Origin of the sequence: Acinetobacter sp. CIP 53.82 (genome assembly GCF_000369465.1) — a bacterium.
In the GTDB taxonomy this organism is placed as follows: Bacteria; Pseudomonadota; Gammaproteobacteria; order Pseudomonadales; family Moraxellaceae; genus Acinetobacter; species Acinetobacter indicus.
This window is the reverse complement of record NZ_KB850045.1, coordinates 887,144-908,576: the sequence shown is the minus strand read 5'-3', so window position 1 is coordinate 908,576 and position 21,433 is coordinate 887,144. Positions and strand designations below refer to the sequence as shown.

Below are 21,433 nucleotides of genomic sequence, written 5' to 3'. Positions count from 1 at the left end.
TCTTAGTCCCCAAGCATCAATCCTAACCCTTCAATTGGGCGTAGACGAGGGCTGCTCCGGCCGAATGCGAATGCTTAAACCCTGAGGCGGGTTCAGGCTTAAATCCATCTGGTAGTGATGATGTTGGAGCAGCGCTTTCACCAAAGCCAGCCCTAAACCATGACCCTGTTGCTGGGCAGATTTACGCCAGAAGCGCCGGGTCATCTGGGTCAGTTCAGCGGCAGTCAGCCCCTGACCATCATCTTGTACCAGCAGTTGCTGATCATGCATGGCAATTGCAATCCGGCTTAAGCCTTGGGCATGTAACAGGGCATTTTCCAGCAGATTTTTCAGGATGGTCTGCAAGCTCAGCGGTGGTAGTTGCAGGGTTTGCAGATTTTCCCAATCGACCTGCAAGATAGTGTTTAAATGTGGATAAACCGGACTTAATTCTTCCATCACTTGCCTCAAAACTGGTGCGACTTCGGTGGTTTCCGAATTTGGGGCGGCTTGCGCAGCGTCATGATCCGTCTGGCTGAGTAATAACAACTGTTCCAGCAACTGCTGATAGCGCCAGATGCTGTTTTCAGCCTGCTTCAGGTTTTCAATCAGCTTGCTGGCCTGCGCCGGATTCTGTTCAACCATCATCCGACTGAGTTGTACATGGGTTTTAATTGCAGTTAAAGGACTACGCAGTTCATGCGCGGCATAGGCGGTAAACAGTTTTTCATTTTCCAGGCTATGATGCAGATTCTGAATCAGCTGATTGGAATTATCGACAAAAGGCTGGACTTCTTTGGGAATTTTGCGCGCATCCAGATGTTGCAGATAATGCGCGGCATCTGACAGCGAATGCTGCTTATCTGCCAGTTGCTGGGCCATATCATCTAAAGGGCGGAATTCTTTACGCAGAATATGAATCACCAGCGCCATACAGATCAATAGCGATAACACCAGCGGAATCAGCACCGATTGCAGAATCTGTTGCAATAACGACGCTCTAAGCACCAGCCGTTCTGCGGCCACCACCTGAATATCGCCTTTACGCAGCACATAACTGCGCCATTCCACACCATTTTCCTGCCAGGTACTAAAGCCCGGTTGCTGTCCGGTCAGCTGCGCCGGCGCACCGCGGGTGCGAGCCACCACATACGGCCCCAAGGTAATATCCGAGCTAAACACCGACACCTCACAGGCAATCAGATTTTGCGCATGATACTGTTCGGCCACCTGTTTTAAGGAATCGGGATTAATTTCCTGTAGCGGCAAATGCTGAATCAGCCGCGCCACCATTTGTGCAGAGGCAAACAGGCGCTGATCCAGCGTATCTTGCAGCCGCTGCTGCAAATCATAATACAGCCAGCAAAACACCAGACTCCACAGGCTAAGAAACACCACCATAAACATGCTAACCAGCCGCCATTTTAAACTGTAGTTCTGCATATTCAGCTCTCGGTTTCCGACACTTTAAACATATAGCCCACGCCACGAATGGTCTGAATCAGCTGCGGCTCTAGTTTCTGGCGTAAATGATAAATATGCACATTCAGCGCGTTGCTCTCGATACTGTCCTGATAGCCATACAGTTTATCGAGCAGCTGTTCATTTTTTAAAATCTGGTTGGGATGGCTCATCAGGGTTTCCAGCAAGCTGTATTCACGCCGTGACAGAGTCACCGGCTGCTGCTGGAACGTGACTTCCTGGGTATCGCGGTTTAACAGCAAATCACCCAGTTGTAAAAGATTGGAAGAAAAGCCACGATTACGCCGTGCCAGCGCATGAATACGGGCAATCAGCTCATCCAGTTCAAAGGGTTTGGTCAGGTAGTCATCGGCCCCCAGATTTAAGGCTTCTACACATTGCCGGGTTTGGTGTCGGGCGGTTAAAACCAGTACCGGCAGATGAATTTCATCCTGGCGCCACTGCTGCAGCAGTTCCAGACCGTCCTGATCAGGCAGGCCCAAATCCAGCAGACACAGGTCGACCGCACTTTGCCGGATAAAATAATCGGCAGCGCGTGCAGTGGCCACATGCTCGACTGAAATATTTAAATAGTCCAGCGCTGAACAGATACTTTGGGCAATATAAGGATCATCTTCGACCAGAACCACAAACATAGTTACTCTCCACCTGAAATCCTATTTTATAAATAATGAGCTATGTTAATGTTCTCTTAATTTAATCTTTTTAATAATGAATCGGGTTTTCTACAGAAAAATGGACGTCATGATTACGCGTGTAAGTGCTTTGCTTGTGGTTCTTTGTGCATTCTGGCCAGTCTGGTCACAGGCGCAGGAGTTCTTGCCACCCGATCAGGCGTTTCAGTTTCAGGCGCGTTCTATTAGTGATGATCAGGCGGAACTGCGCTGGACCATCGCCGAGGATTATTATTTATATCATGATCAGCTGCAGGTGCGTAGCGATGCCGGTGCGCTAAAATTACAGCTGCCAGTCCCGGAAGATAAGAACGATCCGACCTTTGGCCAGACCAAGGTGCATTATCATCAGGTCAAGACTACAATTAAGGTCGCGCCAAACCAGCAATTTAAAATTCAGTGGCAGGGCTGTGCCGAAAGCGGTTTATGTTATCCGGTGCAACGCGCCACCATTCAGACCGATGCGCAAGGCTTGTTGCCCCAGTCAGATGCGCCTTCAAGCGAACGGCGTTTATTAAGTGCCGCCAAACCGGTCGCGCTGGATGCACCGGCTAAAATTGAAGCGGCACCCAGTAAGCCTGAAAAAACAGCGCTGATAACTGCACCAGCTGTAGTAGAAGCAAATGTAATTGAAGATGAAGCGATTGCCGCAGTAGAGAATACAGAGCTGACAAAAATCACTGATGCTGTCGCGGCTTCAGAAATTTCAGTCGTAGCGTCCAATCCGGTGCCGGCCAGTGAAATCGCAGGCGAAACACAAACGACAGCAGCCGCGTCATTACAATCTGAATGGAACAATGACCAGTATTTTTTCAATTTACTCTCGGAACATCATTTATTTTTTAATCTGCTGATTTTTTTAGGTTTTGGTATTTTACTGGCCTTTTTACCTTGTTCTTTGCCACTGATTCCAATTTTGTCTGGCATTCTGGTACAGCGTCATCGTGGTTATCGTGCTGCGTTGATTGCGCTGGCTTTCGTTCTGGGTATGGCCGCAGTGTATGCAGTGATGGGACTGGCGGTTGCGCAACTGGGCTATAGTTTCCAGCGTTGGTTCCAAAGCCCGATCTTTATTGGCATCTTTGCGGTGCTGTTTATCCTGTTTGCCTTGAACCTGTTTGGGGTGTATCAGCTGTCCTTACCGCAGGGTTTATTACAACGACTGGACCGATGGCAGCAAAAACAGCAGGGCGGTACGCTGGTCGGTGCTGCGTTAATGGGGATGATTTCCGCGCTGATTGTAGGCCCGTGTATGAGCGCGCCTTTAGCCGGTGCCTTGCTGTTTGTCTCACAGCTGGATCAGCCGGTACTTGGCGCGACCTATCTGTTTGTACTGGGTCTGGGCCTCGGGATTCCTTTATTTATTGCCGCCGTATTTGGTGCCAAATATTTACCCAAACCAGGCTTATGGATGGACCGGTTGAAATTCAGTTTCGGCTTTTTAATGCTGGCACTGGCGGTTTATTTCGCCCGTCCATTGCTGCCGACCGTGGCCTATTTCCTGTTGATGGGCATTATTTTCCTGGCACTGGCGATTTACTGCTTCGATTTAATCCGCAGACATCTGCAAGGGAAAATTTCGCGTGTTGGCGTTATTGTGCTGGCGCTGGCCATGACCGCTATTGGTATTTGGCATATTCAACATGGCCTTCAGCAGATGGGTGCGGTCCATGCCCAGCAAACACTCAGCTGGCAAAAGGTGCATACCCAGCAGGAACTGGCACAGCTGCTACAGCAAAACAGTGGACGCAGTATCGTGATTGATGTCTATGCCGACTGGTGTGTGGCCTGTCAACCGGTAGAAAATGAAGTCCTGCCACGTACCGATGTACAAGCAGCCTTGCAGGATGTGGTGCGGATTAAACTGGATTTAACCGAGTATCATCCATCTCAAGATGCATTACTGCGTGACTGGCAGATTCTTGGCCCACCGACCATGATTTTCCTGGACAGCCAGCAGCAGGAACAGCGTACTTTACGTTTAACCGGCACCTTTACCGCGACCCAACTTATTCAGCGCTTGCAGCAACTTCAGCAGGCGAACACGCCATGATGGTTTCTGCAACGGCGCTGCATATGGGCCCACTGATGTTGCCGTGGCAGATTGTGCTGCTGCTCACCGGATTAGTGCTGGTGTATGGGGCAGGGCGATATTTCAGACAGAAACAGCAATGGCCTGAACCTAGCTGGCGCATCTTTAGTGACAGCTTGTGGACGTCATTCTGGGTGGGATTAATTGCCGCACGACTGGTTTTTGTACTAATGCATGCCGATCTTTATCTGGCGACACCACTGGATATAATCAAAATTCAGGACAAAGGCTTTCATTTTTATGGCGGATTGATTGCCGGCATTGGGTGGTTTTTATGGAAAAACCGGTCATTGGCCAATCTGCCTAAAGCGATATTGATTACGCTATTTGTTGCGATCCAGCTTTGTCTGAATTGGGGTATTCAAACGGTTTTACCACAGCAGAATCAGTATCTTGACCTGCAATTTCAAAATTTACAGCAGCAACAGGTGCCACTACAGCACTGGGTCAGCAAACCGACCGTCATCAACCTGTGGGCCAGCTGGTGTCCGCCGTGTCACCGGGAAATGCCGGTTTTACATCAGGCCCAGCAGGATTATCCGGACATTCATTTTGTAATGCTGAATCAGGGCGAAACGACTGACACCGTACAGGATTATCTGCGTCAGCATGGTTTTAATTTCCAGCATGTCCTGTTTGATCCTCAAGGTGACATGGCCACCCAGATGAATATGTATGGCTTGCCAAGCACCTTGTTCTTTAATGCACAAGGACAGCTCGTGCATCGGCATATGGGAGAACTGACCCAGCCGATGCTGCGTCGCTATATCAATGATCTTTCTGCTCCATCTTCAAAATAACAGGAAATTCTCATGAAAATGATTTATCCCGCTGCGTTGTTCCTGCTGCTGTTAAATACGACAGCATTTGCCCAGACTGATCTGAAAAAACAGATTGAGCAGGAAGACTTTAAATTTATCAAACAGATTGAAGCGCCAGAAAAAATGACCGGATGGGCCGGGCATATGCAGCAAAGTCCGGCAACCGTGTTTATTTCCAATGACCAGAAATATTACATTATTGGCGATTTGCACAATGCCAAGGGTGAGAACCTGACCATCAAAGCGCTTGAAACCCATGTCAAAGACGCCGTGCTGGATGATGTCTGGAAAAGTCTGGAAAACTCCACCTGGATTCAGGACGGACAAAAAGATGCGCCGCGGATTGTATATGTATTTTCAGACCCGAATTGTCCGTATTGCCATACCTTCTGGCAAAAGGCACGTCCGTGGGTGAAGGCGGGGAAGGTACAGCTTAGACATATTCAGGTGGCAGTCATTCGTGATGAGAGCCGCGGGCAAGTGGCAACCATGCTGATGGCTAAAAATCCACAGCAGGTGTTTACCAGTTACAATGCCAACAAAGGGCAAAACAAGTTAAAAATTACCAAGAATATCCCTGCTGATATTGCTGCAAAAATAGATGCCAACCAGGAACTAATGGCTAAATATGGTTTCTTTGCCACGCCGTCAATGGTGTGGAAAAACCAGCAAGGCGAGTTTAAGTCAGCCCAAGGGATGACGGAGGATTTAAGAGAGATTTTTGAGAAATAAAAGGTTCATGAACAATGGCAGGTGTTGTTTACGTTATCACCTGTGGCTTAAAAATTCTCCCCTTGCGGAATGCTGTTCCTCACCTCTTTAATAAATAGGGGGTAGAGGAGATTAGATATAAAAAAGACCGTCGCTAAGGGCAGTTTTTGATCATAACTTGCTAATAATGACAATTGTCGCTATTATGTATTTAATACAGCCGCCACGCTTAGTTCTTCTTTTGAAGTCCGCGCAACCTTGGCGGTTTTTTATGCCTCGATTTTAGTGAATTATGTTAAAACCTTATAAATAAAAAGCCTTTATCATATGCTGAGCAAGTGCATCATCTACAGTCTAAAGGATTGAGTATTCATAATGTTGCTTGGGCTGAAGGAATATTGGCAAAATATGGTTATTATCGCTTAAGTGCATATTGGTATCCTTACCGAATAAGGTCAGGAAATAATGTCTTAGATCGATTCAAGCCGGGCACTTCGTGTGAAAAAATTGTGCAATTATATGAATTTGATACTGAATTACGATTACAAATATTCGGTGCTATCGAAATTATAGAAACGTTTTTACGAACGAAATTAACGTATTATCTCGGTCATCAATATGGTGCATTTGGTATCTGCAATGCACAAAATTTTTATCCCAAATTTAACCATAGAAAATTTTTAGAAACATGCAACAAAGAAGTTGGACGCTCTAAAGATACGTTCATCCAGCATTTTCAACAAAATTATGATGGTTTTCCTCAAATCCCAATTTGGATGCTGACAGAAGTTTTAAGTTTTGGTTCATTGTCATTTTTATATAGTGGTTTAATAAATAATAAGGCTAACAATAAAGAAGATAAGAAAGCAATCGCACAGCATTTTTCTTTGCATCATGAAAAATTAGCTGAATGGTTGCATATATTGACCTATGTGAGAAATATTTGTGCCCATCATGGACGGTTATGGAATAAAGAATTAGCTATTAAATCTAAAGCCGACAAAGATCCAAATTGGCAATCACCGATTACACCGACGAATAAACGTATCTTCTATGTACTCTTAATCTTAAAAACCTTGCTAAGACCGACAGGATTTGATTCAGAGTGGTGCAATCAATTGAATAAACTCTTAAAACCTATTGTGAAAGATGAAAATTGGCGTGTTGCAATGGGTTTTCCTGATAACTGGGAAAAACATCCTATTTGGAGCTTATGAATATGGTAAAAAAATTACCAGAACTTTTAGATGGTCGTAGCCCTGATCGTCAAAATCGCATTTTGGAAAATACAAAAATAATCTTAAAAGATTGTGTTATGGACGAGGTTTATTTGTTACAACTAGCAAAAAAGCAAAAAGTGAAGAAACTATCAGGATAACTTTAGATGACTTAAGAGCTCGAGTTCACAAAAACCGCGCTTAAGAAGTTTGATAAGCTTAATCCACGTATCACTTATTCTATCAAGTCATTGACGCCAAAATTGTGGTGCTTGTCTTAGACGTTGACCGCCGTGACACCATTTATAAAAAGATGTAAAAAGACCGCAATTGAGCGGTCTTTTTACACTTAGACTTTTATAATTTCACCAACTCCACTCGACGGTTTTTCGCCTTACCCTCATCACTGGTATTATCTGCAACAGGCTGAGCATCCCCAAAACCTTTGGCTGTTAGGCGATTTGAAGCGATACCTGCTTTGGTTAGGGCAGCAACTACAGCTTGCGCACGCTGTTCAGACAGTTTTAAATTATGCGCTGCATCGCCTGTATTGTCGGTGTGTCCATAAATGCCAAGCTTTAAATCAGCGTTATCTTTCAGTAAAGTAATAATCTGATCCATTTGTTCTTGTGAGTCTGGCAAAATCTTGGCTTGATCTGTGGCAAAGTTAATTTGCACACTCACTTTATTGTCCTGATCCAGACTTTGTTTCAGTGCACTCGATGTCAGTGCTTTGGCCGTGATATTTAAGGGCTGACTTTCCGCTACCATTAAACCCATATAGTTACCAGATTGCGCCAAATGGAACCAAATATTTTTATCCGCTTGTCGAATCACATACGTTTGCGCAGGGTAATTATAAATATCAGCCAAACCTGAACCATGTTGCACCCGAATGGCATCAGGCAGACTATTGGCAAGCTCTCTTGGAATTTGACTATTAGCAACTTCTACACCGCCAAGCTGCTGAATCACCGCATCAAGGTTACGCTGTATTTCTAAAAAACTGCCTTCTTTATAATCTGATTCAGCGCTAATACCCGAACTAAACAGTTTTCCTTCAACCCAGTGAAAGTCATGTCCTGTCCAAAAGGGTACACGTTCAAAATTTCGTTTTTCATCATTCTGATAGCGATAGCCCTCTGGTAATTCAATATAAGGCAACTCACCAGGCACTGCGCTCGAAATGGGTATGTTATTCAGATCAAAATCTGAGCTGGCTTTGGCAGTTTCATTTGAATCCGATGTGATTTCAGAAGTACTGACTTCAGTTTCAGACTGATCAGAAGTGGGTTTGGCACAGCCATACATAAGTGTCAGTACACAACCTAAACTTAGACCTAAGATTGTTTTTTGAAAAGTCATCGGATATTTCCTTATTTTACTGCTCTTAATATTCTGCTTGTATTTTAAGCAGTATAGCTGGGCCGGCTTAAATTTTCATTTCTTATAGAAGCTGAAAGTCGCAAAGTCGTTTCTCAAGGAAATTGGGCTACAGAAGAACACTGCATCTATTCGTTTAATAGGAAAGGTAAATCACTGATCATTTACAAGCTAAATCTCTTGATTTTTCCTCATCTTTAACTGAGCCAAATTCATGTTGATGCTTTTATAGACATTTTTATATAAGCGCCGTTTGACCTAAACAGACCAGATCCAAATATTTAGGCGAGCCAATTTTTTATTCCATCAAGAAACTCATTCTCTTCAACAAAATGTGAAGATACTTAGTTAAAATAAAAATTATAAATAATTGATTTTATTGGAATTTGAAAATTTATTTTGATTTTAAATCTAGCATTGTTTTGACCTTTTTTCTGCTAGAAAAATTGGACTAGATTGATCACTAATAAGGCAGTCTATTTTTCTGTTTTTCCCTCTTAAATAACTTTATTTAAAATTAAACATGAATTTTATTCATTATTAACTTAGATTAAATCATTTTTATTCATCTTAGGGTTCACGTATAACTAAAACCAGAAAGATATTCAGATTTTTATTTTTAGATATTTAAAGCGGTGGAACAGATGAGTCAACAGTTTGCATGTTCAATTCAACGTATTCGTTTTGATGAAAACTATCAACCAGCGGACAGTACCCGTTTAACAACCAACTTTGCCAATCTGGCGCGTGGCGAAAGCCGTGAACAGAACCTGCGTAATACGCTGCGCATGATCAATAACCGTTTTAATGCCTTGGCACATTGGGATAATCCGAAGGGTGACCGTTATTCACTGGAAATTGATATTGTATCTGCAGATCTTGATGTCGAAGGCAATGGTAACGCCTTTCCAGCCATTGAAATGCTGAAATCGACGATTGTTGATCATCGTACCAATCAGCGTATTGAAGGCATGATCGGAAACAGTTTTTCATCGTATGTACGTGATTATGATTTTAGCGTGCTTTTATTGTCCCAAGGCTATAAAGCAGGGGAAATACCAGACAACTTTGGTGATTTGCACGGCAAGCTGTATCAGTACGTGGTGAATTCCGAGGCGTTCCAGTCACAGTTTAATAAACAGCCGGTGATCTGCCTGAGCGTATCGACCACCAAAACCTATTATCGTACCGCCAATATTCATCCGGTGTTAGGGGTTGAATATCAGCAAAATGAATACTCAAGAACAGATCATTATTTCGCTAAAATGGGTTTAACCGTTCGCTATTTTAAACCAGAAAATAGTGCTGCACCTTTGGCATTCTATTTTAGCGGTGATTTATTGGCAGATTATACCGATCTTGAATTAATCAGCGCGATTAGCACCATGGAAAGCTTCCAGAAGATTTATCGTCCTGAAATTTATAATGCCAACTCGACTGCAGGTCAGGTCTATCAACCTAGTCTTGAGTACCCGGATTATTCCTTAACGCAAATTGTCTATGACCGTGTCGAGCGTAGCCAGCTGGCCGTAAAACAGGGCAAATGGACAGAAGAACACTTTATTAAACCGTATCAGCACATTCTGGAACAGTGGGCTGCCAGCTACGCCGTAGCAACCAACGCTGCTTAATTCAACGTATAGAGATAGAAGATTAAAGATGAGCATTTTACTCCCAACCTCAACCGCAGGCAGCTTACCGAAACCATCCTGGCTGGCAGAACCGGAAAAACTCTGGTCGCCATGGAAACTTGAAGGTGATGCACTGCGTGAAGCCAAACAGGATGCCTTGAGCCTGTCACTGCATGAACAGTTACTGGCCGGAATTGATATTGTAAGCGATGGTGAACAAACCCGTCAGCATTTTGTCACCACCTTTATTGAACATCTCGAAGGTGTGGATTTTGAAAAACGGGAAACGGTGCGTATCCGTAACCGTTATGATGCCAGCGTACCTTCGGTGATCGGTGAGGTGGCCCGGAAACAGCCGGTGTTTGTAGAAGATGCCAAGTTTTTACGCAGCCAGACCACTCAGCCAATTAAATGGGCTTTGCCGGGTCCAATGACCATGATTGATACCCTGTACGATGGTCATTACAAAAGCCGTGAAAAACTGGCTTGGGAATTTGCCAAAATCCTGAATCAGGAGGCAAGGGAACTCGAAGCTGCTGGGGTTGATATTATCCAGTTTGATGAACCTGCTTTTAACGTGTTCTTTGATGAGGTCAATGACTGGGGCGTGGCCACGCTGGAACGCGCACTGGAAGGTCTGAAATGCGAAACCGCCGTGCATATCTGTTATGGCTATGGCATTAAAGCCAATACCGACTGGAAAAAAACCTTAGGCTCCGAGTGGCGTCAATATGAAGCCGTGTTCCCGAAACTGCAACAATCCAAAATTGATATTGTATCGCTGGAATGCCAAAACTCGCGGGTACCGATGGACCTGATTGAGCTGATCCGCGGTAAAAAAGTCATGGTTGGCGCTATTGATGTGGCCACCAGCCAGATTGAAACCGCAGAAGAAGTAGCCAATACCCTGCGTAAAGCTTTGCAATTTGTTGATGCCGACAAGCTTTATCCATCGACCAACTGTGGTATGACACCGTTATCGCGTCAGGTGGCGCAAGGTAAACTTCGTGCTTTAAGCGCTGGCGCCGATATTGTGCGTCAAGAATTGAGTGCTTAACGCGCAGGCACATCATGTGGCAGAGCTGATGGGAATGGATGGAAAACATCTGGCCCATCCGCTTAACAACCATTTCAAGCATAACCCAAGAAAATGAAGGAATCTGGTGATGATTGAAGCAGCAGACTTTAGAAATGCCATGTCTTTGCTCAGCAGCGCGGTCAATGTGGTGACCACGGCAGGGGCGTCTGGTGTGCATGGATTTACCGCATCTGCCGTGTGTAGTGTAACCGATACACCACCGACCTTATTGGTTTGCATGAATCAGGCTTCACGCTCACACGCCCATTTTATTGAAAATAAAATCTTGAGCGTGAATGTGCTAGGCGCGCAGCATCAACAAATCTCCAATGTCTTTGCCTCCAAAATGAAGTCTGAAGAGCGCTTTCAATATGGAACCTGGACTGAGCTGGAAACCGGCGCGCCGGTGTTAACAGATGCCTTGACCAGCTTTGATTGCGAGATTGAGCAGATTCAGCAGGTGGGTACGCATAGCATTTTTATGTGCCGTGTGCTGGCCATTCAGCACAGTCAGCAAGAACATGGTCTGGTGTATTTTAATCGTGCCTATCATCAGGTTGGTGAGCTGGAACTTGCTTAAGGCGCCTTGTCTTTAATTTCAAATTATTCAGTCAGTATTTCGTGGAAATTATCATTTTTTTAATTATCGGGGCATGCGCAGGTTTTGCCGCTGGGCTGTTTGGGGTCGGTGGCGGAACAATCATTGTGCCACTGTTATATATCGTGTTTATGCAGATGGGTTATAGTCCGGATGTGATTATGCATTTGGCTTTAGGTACATCGCTAGCAACTATTGTGATCACCTCTATCAGTTCATTGATGGCGCACCATAAGAACGAGGCAGTGCTGTGGCCAGTCTTTAGACATCTAGCTCCGCCTATGGCCATTGGATGCTTTTTCGGTGCAGGGATTGCCGGTTTAATTTCGGGCTTACATTTGCAGATTGTGGTAGGAATCTTTCTGATCTGGGTGGCGTATACCATGTTTACAGGTAGCAAAAATCCGGCAGAGCAGGGGCGAACCTTGCCCTCAACCGGTCAACAAATCGCTGCAGGTTCGGGAATTGGTTTTGCTTCAGCCATCTTTGGGATTGGCGGTGGCAGCTTGACCGTACCGTATCTCAACCGTTATGGCGTGGTCATGCAACAGGCAGTAGGCACATCTGCAGCCTGTGGTTTCCCCATTGCAGTTGCCGGTGCTTTGGGATTTATGATTTTTGGGATGCAGGCGCAGGTGAATGTGCCCAATACTATTGGCTTTGTTCATATTTATGCTTTTCTTGGTATTAGCATTATGAGTTTCTTTACTGCCAAACTTGGGGCGAAAACAGCACATGCATTATCGCCACAAATCCTGAAAAAATGTTTCGCCGTGTTATTGGTGATTGTGGGCTGTTTCTTTCTGGTTAAGGGTTTGGGTTAAGCTGAAGGCAATTGGAAGATAACGAATACGCTCATAATGGTGGTTTGATTATAGAGCGTATGCTTCTTAGCAGATTCATGATCTAAATAATTATCTTTAGAAGGAGCTTCCTGTTCAATTTGGATTACTTGATTTACTTAGAAGAAGTCGGTTACCTCAATTAAAAATAGATCAATAAATATTAATTTTTTTCATTTCAAAGCAGTGTTCATTGTCTGTTTTATGAAATTTTTCCTGTGAAGTTTCAAGCCAGGAAAGTACTCAATAAAATTTTTAAATAATAATTTTACATCATTAATAATAATGATTATCATTTGCCACAAAATTAACAATTGCAATCTAGGGAATAAAAATGCGGCGATCTCAATTTAATCTTTGTCTTCTCACAATCGCTATTTCTATGCATCTTTATGCAAAAGAGAGTAGCCCAGCAGCTGCACCAGAAAAACCGGATATCACTCAACTTTCAACAATAGTGATGACCGCCACACGTACACCTAAAACAATCGCCGAGATCGCAGGGACAGTACAAACCATTCATGGCGAAGCAATTGTTCAACAAGCTGGCGCAGGTCGAAAAGTCGCGGATATTTTAGCGCAGCTTGTACCATCTTTAGCACCTAGTAGTGGAACTACAAGTAATTATGGTCAGACCATGCGTGGACGTAATGTACTGGTCATGATTGATGGAGTTTCACAGACAGGTTCACGGGATGTTGCTCGTCAACTGAATAGTATTAGTCCAAATATGATTGACCATATTGAGGTGGTTTCCGGCGCATCCAGTATTTATGGTTCAGGTGCTACGGGTGGCATTATTAATATTATTACCAAACGCGCAGATAAATCTGAACCCGTAAGTTTTCAAACCAAGCTGGGCATCACATCAGCCGATAATTTCCGCCGTGACGGTTTAACTTACCAAGTAGGTCAAACTGCCTCATTTAGTAATGATCAAGTGGATGGATTTTTAGGCCTAGATTATACCCGCCGAGGTTCTCAATTTGATGGTCGAGGAGAGCGTATTTCATTAAGTCCTTGGCAGGGTAGCACAATGGATACCGATACCCTTGACATCAATGGCCGTTTAAACTTTGACTTAACAGATACGCAAACTTTCAGTGTAGGGGCGCAATATTATAAAGATAAACAGGATACAGAATATGGACCAGACTATTCCTACTTACAAACTGGTACTGAGCCTTCCCATAAAGCAATAAAAGGATGGAGCCTCGATAATCAGCCCTTTACAGAGCGCTATGCCGTTAATACCCAATATCAAAATCAAGATGTCCTTGGACAGACTTTGAATGTGGAGGCATATTATCGTAATGAAAAAGTACGCTTTGTACCTTACGGCTATTCGAAAGATGGGAGTAAGGTAAAGCAAAGCCAATCCAATATTGACTATGCCGGTATTCGTTCTACCATTCAATCTAATATACAGGTCGCAGATCGAGATTTAAAACTGACTTATGGCCTCGACTATGACTGGGAAAAAGACCATCAATGGGCAGATTACTATACACCTAGTCATAATGGTCTGGTTTATACCGCTACAGGGGAAAAACAGGGTTCCGGTCCTGATACAGAAATTCAGAATATTGGCACATTTGTCCAAGGAGATTATGCCTTAACAGATCGTCTAAATATTCAGGCCGGTGTGCGTTATCAATATGTTCAGGCAGACACTGACAGTTATTTAACCGCACGTAAACCGATTACTTTAATGGCGGCTGACTCCACCCATTCGGACAAATTTCTATTCAATTTGGGTGCAGTCTATGAGTTAACAGACGCGCAGCAAGTTTATGCTAACTTCTCACAGGGTTATAGTTATCCAGATGTACAACGGGTGCTGCGTGATGTGGCTGCTTATACCTTAACGACTTCTGGTATTGCACCGATTACAGTAAACAGCTATGAATTAGGCTGGCGTTTAAATCAGGACACGGGCTTAAATCTTGGCTTAACCGGTTTTTATAATACCTCGGATCAGGTGGTACAGTTTAATGCTGACCGTTCTGTAAACGTAGTAGATGCTGATCAAAGAGTATATGGTGCAGAAGCGACTGTCAGCTATCCATTTATGCAAAACTATAAGGTCGGAGGTACTCTAGGTTATACACGTGGGCAGTATAAAGATGTTGCCGACAATTGGCATGAATTAAATGCTTTTGCCATTTCTCCAACCAAAGGAACTTTATTCGCTGAATGGAATAACGACGCTGGCTATGGTGTCCGTGCACAAATACAGGCCATTAAAGGTACCAATAAAGCCTATAAGGATGACCAGCAATTAAAGACAGCCGGTTTGACTGACAGCAATAGTGCTGCAGATATTAAAGGCTACAGTACTATGGATGTATTGGCCCATTTTCCAATGGCAAAAGGGCGCGTAGATTTTGGTATTTATAATCTTTGGGATAGCCAATACAAAACTGTATTTGCTCAACAGGCTGCGGTAACAAATGCCAATTCTTTATTAGCAATTCCTGCCGAAGGCCGAACTTTTGCCTTAAGTTATACTATCAACTATTAATTTTAATGATGGTAGTTCTTGAACAAGTACTTAAGAATCGGATTATGAGTTCGCAACTCTATATACCTTTAGCAAATATCTCCAGTGAAGTTGTGCCAGTATACAGTTTGTATAGGGCACAATCCCCGACATTCTATTTAACATAAAATGAAGTTATGCGACTTCAGAATGACTTAATACTTGAGAAAAAGATGACTGACAATCAAATAGATTATTCCACCTATGTACCTATTGGAGGAGATTTCTCTAATGTTTTTGATCATAATGATTATGGTGCAATGATTAATTCCCCAGATACTATGGGGGTTATTTTACGTGGGCATTTAATTCTAGAAGATTTTCTTAATATTTGGTGTGCCAAAATTACACATACAAATGATTTATTTTCAGGCCGAGGAAGTAATCCTTCATTTAAAGCTAAATTAAATATATCTAAGAATCTAGGTTTGAATGAAGATTTTTATGATGCTATTGACAAGTTTAATGACATAAGAAATAGCTATTCACATCGTCGACAATATTTACTTGAAGATAGCCGTTTAGATTCACTTAGATTGAAAGTTGATGCCTTACCTTCAGGTCGTAGTAGATTTCTGCCTTGTGATCAGCTATGTGTATATTTAGAAGGAACTAACATGGCGACTGGTGAGCGAGTAAAACAGGAATACCTTTATAAAGATGCTGATTTAAATAAGAAAATTATGATTGTATTTGTGACTTTAGTTATGAAGCTACTTATATGGATGCAAGAACAGTTTATTCAACGTAGAATTGATTATAAATTAATTTCAGATTTGCCTGTGCCTAAATAAATGGTTTGAGCTATTGTAAATATGAAATTTAAATGTTTTTTTAAAAAAGATGAACCAAAAGCTGAGTTACCAAAGGTTGATAGAGAGAAATATAAAGCTCTTTATGAATATCAAAAAGCTCAGCTTGAAGATGAAAAAAATAGATTTGGTAAATTAGAAGATAAAGCAGCTAAATATTTAACTGCTTTAACTGTAGCAATAACTGCGTATGTCCTAATAGTTAGATGGGTTTTTGAGTGGACTTCAAAGCCAGAGTATCTATATTTCCTATTAGTTAAGGCGGTTATTTCGATTACTTTTTTTCTTTTCTGTATTGCATGGGGCTTTATTCTCTCAAGCATAAAACTTCGTTCAGTTGCAAAGATGTCTTCAGATGAAAGTCTTATCAATTTTTTTAAAGAGAAAAAATTAGAATCTGTTTATTTAACATTAGCGAAAAATTATGCTCAAATTATATCTAAATATCGAATAGAAAATGAGAAAAAAACTGGATTAATGATTTGGGGATATAGGTTTACTATTGGTGCAGGTATCTTTTTTATGGTATCTATGATTCTTATTTTCTTTTATAAAATGGCTTAGCTATGAGTATAGATCCAAATATTTCGCAAAATGATTCTGAAGCAGTACCAGAAGAGTTTGATGTTCCTTTCGTTGTAGATATTCTTGAAAGTGATCAATCTGGTGGAAGCACAAGTGAATACTTCAGCGAAGATTGATTTTTTATGAACAAAAAAAGAGTCCACGTTATCTAATGGTGGACTCTAGTCTCAAATTTAAGACTTTTAATAAATATTTACAATTGAGTAATTTTTTAAAATTCAATAGAGTAGGTGGTACTTGTATAACCTAGGTTATAAACCATTGATAAATATATCTTTTAATAAAAATAAATATCAGTAATATCTTATAAAACGTTATAGATTTTACTAACTATGAAGCTCTTTAATCAATTTTATCTAGTACCTCTTCTCGATACTTCATAACTTCATCTGCCTTTAAATTCTTTAGATGATATTTAATCAGAGCATGAATTACATCTGATTCTTTCATTAAGACTTTTTTTTCAATAACGAACTTCATCAAAGATTCTTTGATGTTGTCGACTTCTTCATCTCGAATTTTATAAACCTTTGCCATAACTTTGAATCCATTTTTAAAAGTAACTTTGTTTTATTTTAAACTTAAATTTAAGTTGTAAAGTTACTTTTAAAATGATTTAATTTAAATACACATATTGGTAACTTTTAAACAAGGTAACTATGGCTGCTATATCGTTTCAAAATCATCTCGATTTCATTCAAGCTGCTTTTAACCAAGTTGCCAAGATTGTTGCCGAACACGGTAATCCATGCTTAGAAGTCTGCTGCCCAGCAGAATCTACAGAAAGATGCCTTGAGCATTTGGCAGTGGTCGCAAGTGATTGGTCGTATGACTATTCACTGATTGATGCCCACCTAGAAACTTATAAAAAAGCAAACGCTGAAATTCGTGAATATTTAGGAGAGTAGGGTGATGGACAAGGCATGGGAACTGATTAATAAAATCCAAGACTTCGATAGAAATATTCATCAACTTACAGAAGTCTATGAACAATCACAATCCATCATGGATGAAATTGTCTTAGCTGCGACTTACTCAGAAATTAATTTCGGTGTTTGCCAAAATCTAAAAGATTTCCTAAACGGTGTTGTTCAGAACAAATTGAACCATTGCCAGCAGCTCATCACTAAAAAACAGAAACAGCCACAGGACAATTCAGTCATTCAAACATTTGAACATAAAATAGCCAATGTACTAAAAAACACGGTACATCCAAATCAGCAAGGTTCTCAAACCCCAATTTATAATATGGGGTTACCGAATGAATCACTGCAATCTGAACAATGGGCCTTTCCAAGATATTTAGATAACCACAAAATTATTTCTACTGGAAAAGGCATTGTACCTATACCAATTGCTGCAAAAGTCGATAACGGTATAGCTGGCATAGATTGGGTCACTTTCAGTATCCCTTTATCTCATTTCCATGAAAAATATTTATCTCTTGACCCTTTAATTGAGGATGAGGCTCTAACTGAATTACTCGAATCTGTTATAGATCAAGAACTTTTTGAATTATTTGGATTTGGTCTAGGTCAAAAACGTGATAAAGGCATGCATCATAATCGATATGCTTATACCTTACAGGATGATCTAGGTATGGTTCTGTATGGAAATCAACAAAAATATATTTATATTCAAATCAATGGCTCAGGATGTGCGCTTGCTCGTAAAGGCTGGAATGAACAACTATATAAATATTTGAAGCAAATCAAAGGTTCAAAGCTTTCTCGTGTGGATATTTGCTTTGATGACTTAGAGGGTGAATACATCTCTCTAGACGAAGCCGATAAATGGGATACAGAAGAAATGTTTTGGGTTTCAGGTCGAGTTCCTGAGTCAAGACAGGCTGGTAATTGGAAACGTCCTAGTGGAAAAGGACGTACTTTATATATCGGTGTCCGTGAAAGTGGAAAATCTTGCCGAATTTATGAAAAAGGTAAAGAAAAGGGTGATCCCTTAAGCGAATGGGTTCGTATTGAAATCGAGTTTAAATCCAAAGATCGTTACCTAGAATTAGAAATGTTGCTTTCACCATCCCAGTATTTTGTCGGTGCTTATCCAGTATTTGAAAAGGTTTTATTGCCAAGACTAGGGCAATACATCATGCCCGAAAAGACTGAGATCATTAAAAAACAATCACAAATCGAATGGAAAAAAGCAATCGAAATTACCAAAACTCAGTTTGGTAAATACATTCGCCAATTCCGAAAAGTCTATGACGATTCTGAATTACTGACCATGCTTTCATCATCCAAAGATGAAGTCCCTAAACGTCTGAAATTCTCTGCAATTGCAGCAATGCAAGCCGTTCGTATCAATCAACCAATATATGAGGAATTAGCTCATGCAATTTAAAACAACGATTACCGTACTTGGAGCAAAGAGTTCAAAGGGTGAGTTCAACGGTAAACCTTATGACTCTACAACTATCTTTTTCCAAGCCGAATTACAAGATGGGGATAACTTTGTTGGTCAAGTGGGTGAACAAATCCGCTGGGGCACATCTGCCAATTTTGAGAAATTGAAAACTTTGAAATTTCCATTGAATGCTGAGGCAACAATGGAACAAGTGAGTAACGGTAAATCAATGGTCACGATCTTAAAAGACCTTGTGCCACAAGTTCAAAAATGAGTTGCTTAACATATTCATGTAAAAAATGTGGTGCTTATTTCTTTTATTTAGAGCCACTCAAAAATCATGAAAAACGATGTGATGGATGACCTTCATGACAGATTTAGAAAAATTACAATCTGATTTATCAGTAGTGCAATTTAAAGAAAAAGGAATTTAAAAAATGCACGTTTGCAAGACTTTATCACAACCAAATGAATCGGGTCTGCAAACATGCGTGGAATGGGCAACCTTTAATTACCTTGATCTTTTTCAATCGGTAGCGATTACAAAAAGTGAAATGATAATGATTGGTGGCTCATTAGTAGGTATAGCTGGTGTATTCATTGCCTATGCATTGTTTGCAAAAGCTGTAAATCAACTCTAACCAATGGGAATATTACCATGGAAAAACTAACAGTAATTGAAAAGCGTGGTGCTTTACAACTGGTACAACGTCCAACATTTGCTACACGCATCAAACAAGGGGCAATCATTGCAACAGGTACAGCCTTAGCAATTCATACCAATGCAGCAAGTTCTATTGATGCATCAGGCTTAACAAACGAAATTGAAGGTGGTAAAGAAATTATTACTGGTCTTTTCGCTGCTGGTCTTATTTTACTCGGTATCTTTGCTGGTTGGCGTTATATCAAACGTGGTGCTAACTCTGCTTAATTCAATTTCACTTAATACCGCAGCTTATAAAAAAGTTGCGGTACTAAAATAAAAAAAGGTGAAGTCATGGAAGAAGCAAGTGTGCTTAATTGGATACCCATTCTGATTATCTTAGCTGCATGTTGGCTCGTCATAAGAAGTATGTGAGCGTCTATGAAAAAATATTTATCACGCTTCTTAGCAATTTTTTTAGCGCAACTTATTCTATTGATGTCGTTATTTATGCCGTATCAAGCCTATGCAAATACATCAGCATCAGTGATTACATCCTCATATTTAGGTCGCTTACAGAATGGCTACTACAATTTTCAATTTAAATTATCAAATAGTGCTAGTGGCTTAAGCCGTGTAGTTACTAAGGCAGTTTCACCACAATCACTATCTAAGGTCTTACGTTATGTCGTTTCTAAACGCCTTGCTCCTTTTGCAGCTCTTGCCTCTATTGCTTCTACTACGGGTATCGAATACCAAGATTCAGAAACTATTTATACTCCAATCACTGGTTCTATCGCTGATCGCAATATTGGTATCGACACAAGGAATAGTGGTTTTATCCAAATCACTAATTTGAATCAAGCTTGTGCCGTGGCTTATCCAGAATTGGCTTGGCAATGGCCACAATTGAATCCTGTTGGCTATCAAAATTGCAGATGGAATGGTGCTTCATATGGCAGTGTCACGATGGACTTATGTAAAGATACTATTCCTAGTGGTTGTGGCTGGACAAGAGATTTAACACTTGTTTTAAATCCTACACAATCAAAGCCTAAAGCTATACCTGATAGCGTTGCTGTAGATTTAGTAATTCCCCAATTACCTCAAGAAGCACCAAAACTAGTTGATCCTACGCTTGTTCCAACCAATATTTTACCAACTGAAGTTACTGAAGCAATTAATGAACTAAATAATGGCTTGGTTGATGATCAGGTTTATGTACCACCCTATATAGCTCCAGCGCCTACAAGTGGAACGGCTACAGGGGGATATAGTGATGGTTCAATCAATTTAGACTTTCCTGTCTTCTGTACATGGGCAAGTACAGTCTGTGAATCAGTTGATTTCATCAAAGAGAAAGTAGGGGAGTTATCAGATTATTTGAAACCTGAACCACAACAAGATACTCACTTAGATTTTCCTACAGATACACCAGTCAATATTAATACGGATATTAAATTTAATGGTCAATGTCCGGCACCTATCACATATGATTTTAATTATGGTGGTGTTTCTCAATCCTTTGGTATCAAAGACTTCACTCCATTCTGTTCAATGCTAAATGACATATTCAAGCCGATTGTTATTGCTATCTCTTCGTTTGTTGCTGTGCTAATCATTGCAGGAGTTCGTACCAATGAGTAGTTTATCAACCTTATTTTCATCCTTACAAAAAGGGTTTCTTAAAAATGTTTTAACTGGTGCCGGTATTACTCTTGCAACCAGTGGCGCACTACTGATCGTGCTTAATCAAGCTGTTACTACATTTAGAAGCTCTCTTGGCTCTATTTCTGCAACTGTTTTAAATCTTGCTGGTTTAGCAGGCTTTGATTATGCCTTTTCAATAATCTTAGGGGCTATCGTCACCAAATACGTTCAAAATTCATCAAAACTAAGCCTTAGAAAAGTAGGTGCAGTATGAGGATGACGAGGAGCTACGACGAGAAGGACGATTACTGCACCAAAGGAATTAATCAATC

24 protein-coding genes are annotated in these 21,433 nt (G+C 41.3%); 20 read left to right on the top strand and 4 right to left on the bottom strand.

Annotation, left to right across the window (positions count from 1 at the left end; genetic code table 11):
- Positions 1–30: 30 nt before the first annotated feature.
- Positions 31–1,422 carry an ATP-binding protein gene (locus F905_RS04895; RefSeq protein ID WP_005177898.1) on the bottom strand — a complete coding sequence of 464 codons (1,392 nt, stop codon included), beginning with the start codon at positions 1,420–1,422 and terminating at the stop codon, positions 31–33.
- A gap of 2 nt (positions 1,423–1,424) precedes the next feature.
- Positions 1,425–2,096: a response regulator transcription factor gene (locus tag F905_RS04890; RefSeq protein ID WP_005177897.1), complete on the bottom strand. Its 672-nt coding sequence runs from the start codon at positions 2,094–2,096 to the stop codon at positions 1,425–1,427.
- 109 nt (positions 2,097–2,205) lie between these two features.
- Between F905_RS04890 and dsbD the strand changes: the two genes are divergently transcribed.
- From dsbD to F905_RS15385, 5 genes are all read left to right on the top strand, one after another.
- Positions 2,206–4,188, top strand: a complete 1,983-nt coding sequence (gene dsbD / locus F905_RS04885) for a protein-disulfide reductase DsbD (protein WP_005177896.1) — start codon at positions 2,206–2,208, stop codon at positions 4,186–4,188.
- The gene (locus F905_RS04880) at positions 4,185–5,027 is read left to right on the top strand and encodes a TlpA disulfide reductase family protein (RefSeq protein WP_005177895.1); all 843 of its coding nucleotides are present in this window, start codon (positions 4,185–4,187) and stop codon (positions 5,025–5,027) included. The genes dsbD and F905_RS04880 overlap by 4 nt, the downstream gene beginning before the upstream one ends.
- A 12-nt stretch (positions 5,028–5,039) precedes the next feature.
- The gene (dsbG, locus tag F905_RS04875; protein WP_005177894.1) at positions 5,040–5,780 is read left to right on the top strand and encodes a thiol:disulfide interchange protein DsbG; all 741 of its coding nucleotides are present in this window, start codon (positions 5,040–5,042) and stop codon (positions 5,778–5,780) included.
- 341 nt (positions 5,781–6,121) lie between these two features.
- Complete coding sequence (locus tag F905_RS04870; protein WP_171065060.1) at positions 6,122–6,976, top strand: Abi family protein; 855 nt, start codon at positions 6,122–6,124, stop codon at positions 6,974–6,976.
- Positions 6,973–7,137: a hypothetical protein gene (locus F905_RS15385; protein WP_212749289.1), complete on the top strand. Its 165-nt coding sequence runs from the start codon at positions 6,973–6,975 to the stop codon at positions 7,135–7,137. The genes F905_RS04870 and F905_RS15385 overlap by 4 nt, the downstream gene beginning before the upstream one ends.
- Positions 7,138–7,333: 196 nt before the next feature.
- Here the strand turns inward: F905_RS15385 and F905_RS04865 are convergent, their stop codons facing one another.
- A complete protein-coding gene (locus F905_RS04865; RefSeq protein WP_005177886.1) occupies positions 7,334–8,341 on the bottom strand; it encodes an OmpA family protein in 1,008 nt (335 codons plus the stop codon).
- Between the two features lie 662 nt (positions 8,342–9,003).
- Between F905_RS04865 and F905_RS04860 the strand changes: the two genes are divergently transcribed.
- The 8 genes from F905_RS04860 (at position 9,004) to F905_RS15700 (ending at position 16,563) form a co-directional block, all read left to right on the top strand.
- Complete coding sequence (locus F905_RS04860) at positions 9,004–9,990, top strand: DUF1852 domain-containing protein (protein WP_005177882.1); 987 nt, start codon at positions 9,004–9,006, stop codon at positions 9,988–9,990.
- A gap of 28 nt (positions 9,991–10,018) precedes the next feature.
- Positions 10,019–11,047, top strand: a complete 1,029-nt coding sequence (locus F905_RS04855; RefSeq protein ID WP_005177880.1) for a methionine synthase — start codon at positions 10,019–10,021, stop codon at positions 11,045–11,047.
- 109 nt (positions 11,048–11,156) lie between these two features.
- A complete protein-coding gene (locus F905_RS04850) occupies positions 11,157–11,648 on the top strand; it encodes a flavin reductase (protein WP_005177877.1) in 492 nt (163 codons plus the stop codon).
- A 41-nt stretch (positions 11,649–11,689) separates the two neighbouring features.
- Entirely contained in the window at positions 11,690–12,490 is an 801-nt protein-coding gene (locus F905_RS04845) for a sulfite exporter TauE/SafE family protein (protein WP_005177874.1), read from the top strand.
- A 352-nt stretch (positions 12,491–12,842) separates the two neighbouring features.
- A complete protein-coding gene (locus F905_RS04840; RefSeq protein WP_005177871.1) occupies positions 12,843–15,032 on the top strand; it encodes a TonB-dependent receptor in 2,190 nt (729 codons plus the stop codon).
- Between the two features lie 191 nt (positions 15,033–15,223).
- Positions 15,224–15,844 carry a hypothetical protein gene (locus F905_RS04835; RefSeq protein ID WP_005177869.1) on the top strand — a complete coding sequence of 207 codons (621 nt, stop codon included), beginning with the start codon at positions 15,224–15,226 and terminating at the stop codon, positions 15,842–15,844.
- Between the two features lie 21 nt (positions 15,845–15,865).
- Positions 15,866–16,426 (top strand): hypothetical protein, encoded by a 561-nt coding sequence (locus F905_RS04830; protein WP_005177867.1) that lies wholly within the window; start codon positions 15,866–15,868, stop codon positions 16,424–16,426.
- A gap of 2 nt (positions 16,427–16,428) precedes the next feature.
- A complete protein-coding gene (locus F905_RS15700) occupies positions 16,429–16,563 on the top strand; it encodes a hypothetical protein (protein WP_257978080.1) in 135 nt (44 codons plus the stop codon).
- 226 nt (positions 16,564–16,789) lie between these two features.
- Here F905_RS15700 and F905_RS04825 read toward each other — a convergent pair whose 3' ends face one another.
- Positions 16,790–16,984: a hypothetical protein gene (locus F905_RS04825; protein ID WP_005177866.1), complete on the bottom strand. Its 195-nt coding sequence runs from the start codon at positions 16,982–16,984 to the stop codon at positions 16,790–16,792.
- 122 nt (positions 16,985–17,106) lie between these two features.
- Here F905_RS04825 and F905_RS04820 point away from each other — a divergent pair, with 122 nt between their 5' ends.
- The 7 genes from F905_RS04820 (at position 17,107) to F905_RS04790 (ending at position 21,375) form a co-directional block, all read left to right on the top strand.
- Positions 17,107–17,355, top strand: coding sequence for a hypothetical protein (locus F905_RS04820; RefSeq protein WP_005177864.1), 249 nt, complete (start codon positions 17,107–17,109; stop codon positions 17,353–17,355).
- Between the two features lie 4 nt (positions 17,356–17,359).
- Positions 17,360–18,805 carry a replication initiation factor domain-containing protein gene (locus F905_RS04815; protein ID WP_005177862.1) on the top strand — a complete coding sequence of 482 codons (1,446 nt, stop codon included), beginning with the start codon at positions 17,360–17,362 and terminating at the stop codon, positions 18,803–18,805.
- The gene (locus tag F905_RS04810; RefSeq protein ID WP_005177861.1) at positions 18,795–19,082 is read left to right on the top strand and encodes a hypothetical protein; all 288 of its coding nucleotides are present in this window, start codon (positions 18,795–18,797) and stop codon (positions 19,080–19,082) included. Before F905_RS04815 ends, F905_RS04810 begins: the two co-directional genes overlap by 11 nt.
- Before the next feature lie 163 nt (positions 19,083–19,245).
- Positions 19,246–19,449, top strand: a complete 204-nt coding sequence (locus F905_RS04805; RefSeq protein ID WP_005177860.1) for a hypothetical protein — start codon at positions 19,246–19,248, stop codon at positions 19,447–19,449.
- 17 nt (positions 19,450–19,466) lie between these two features.
- Positions 19,467–19,739, top strand: a complete 273-nt coding sequence (locus F905_RS04800; protein WP_005177859.1) for a major capsid protein — start codon at positions 19,467–19,469, stop codon at positions 19,737–19,739.
- Between the two features lie 153 nt (positions 19,740–19,892).
- Positions 19,893–21,098: a virulence factor TspB C-terminal domain-related protein gene (locus F905_RS04795; RefSeq protein ID WP_005177858.1), complete on the top strand. Its 1,206-nt coding sequence runs from the start codon at positions 19,893–19,895 to the stop codon at positions 21,096–21,098.
- On the top strand, positions 21,091–21,375 hold the full coding sequence (locus F905_RS04790) for a DUF2523 family protein (RefSeq protein WP_005177856.1): 285 nt from the start codon (positions 21,091–21,093) through the stop codon (positions 21,373–21,375). Before F905_RS04795 ends, F905_RS04790 begins: the two co-directional genes overlap by 8 nt.
- The last annotated feature ends 58 nt before the right edge of the window (positions 21,376–21,433 follow it).

Bases quoted from the DNA above. Each gene is read 5' to 3' on its own strand.
- F905_RS04895 (WP_005177898.1), bottom strand. From the start codon at position 1,422: ATGCAGAACTACAGTTTAAAATGGCGGCTGGTTAGCATGTTTATGGTG.
- F905_RS04890 (WP_005177897.1), bottom strand. From the start codon at position 2,096: ATGTTTGTGGTTCTGGTCGAAGATGATCCTTATATTGCCCAAAGTATC.
- dsbD (WP_005177896.1), top strand. From the start codon at position 2,206: ATGATTACGCGTGTAAGTGCTTTGCTTGTGGTTCTTTGTGCATTCTGG.
- F905_RS04880 (WP_005177895.1), top strand. From the start codon at position 4,185: ATGATGGTTTCTGCAACGGCGCTGCATATGGGCCCACTGATGTTGCCG.
- dsbG (WP_005177894.1), top strand. From the start codon at position 5,040: ATGAAAATGATTTATCCCGCTGCGTTGTTCCTGCTGCTGTTAAATACG.
- F905_RS15385 (WP_212749289.1), top strand. From the start codon at position 6,973: ATGAATATGGTAAAAAAATTACCAGAACTTTTAGATGGTCGTAGCCCT.
- F905_RS04865 (WP_005177886.1), bottom strand. From the start codon at position 8,341: ATGACTTTTCAAAAAACAATCTTAGGTCTAAGTTTAGGTTGTGTACTG.
- F905_RS04860 (WP_005177882.1), top strand. From the start codon at position 9,004: ATGAGTCAACAGTTTGCATGTTCAATTCAACGTATTCGTTTTGATGAA.
- F905_RS04855 (WP_005177880.1), top strand. From the start codon at position 10,019: ATGAGCATTTTACTCCCAACCTCAACCGCAGGCAGCTTACCGAAACCA.
- F905_RS04850 (WP_005177877.1), top strand. From the start codon at position 11,157: ATGATTGAAGCAGCAGACTTTAGAAATGCCATGTCTTTGCTCAGCAGC.
- F905_RS04840 (WP_005177871.1), top strand. From the start codon at position 12,843: ATGCGGCGATCTCAATTTAATCTTTGTCTTCTCACAATCGCTATTTCT.
- F905_RS04835 (WP_005177869.1), top strand. From the start codon at position 15,224: ATGACTGACAATCAAATAGATTATTCCACCTATGTACCTATTGGAGGA.
- F905_RS04830 (WP_005177867.1), top strand. From the start codon at position 15,866: ATGAAATTTAAATGTTTTTTTAAAAAAGATGAACCAAAAGCTGAGTTA.
- F905_RS15700 (WP_257978080.1), top strand. From the start codon at position 16,429: ATGAGTATAGATCCAAATATTTCGCAAAATGATTCTGAAGCAGTACCA.
- F905_RS04825 (WP_005177866.1), bottom strand. From the start codon at position 16,984: ATGGCAAAGGTTTATAAAATTCGAGATGAAGAAGTCGACAACATCAAA.
- F905_RS04820 (WP_005177864.1), top strand. From the start codon at position 17,107: ATGGCTGCTATATCGTTTCAAAATCATCTCGATTTCATTCAAGCTGCT.
- F905_RS04815 (WP_005177862.1), top strand. From the start codon at position 17,360: ATGGACAAGGCATGGGAACTGATTAATAAAATCCAAGACTTCGATAGA.
- F905_RS04810 (WP_005177861.1), top strand. From the start codon at position 18,795: ATGCAATTTAAAACAACGATTACCGTACTTGGAGCAAAGAGTTCAAAG.
- F905_RS04805 (WP_005177860.1), top strand. From the start codon at position 19,246: ATGCACGTTTGCAAGACTTTATCACAACCAAATGAATCGGGTCTGCAA.
- F905_RS04800 (WP_005177859.1), top strand. From the start codon at position 19,467: ATGGAAAAACTAACAGTAATTGAAAAGCGTGGTGCTTTACAACTGGTA.
- F905_RS04795 (WP_005177858.1), top strand. From the start codon at position 19,893: ATGAAAAAATATTTATCACGCTTCTTAGCAATTTTTTTAGCGCAACTT.
- F905_RS04790 (WP_005177856.1), top strand. From the start codon at position 21,091: ATGAGTAGTTTATCAACCTTATTTTCATCCTTACAAAAAGGGTTTCTT.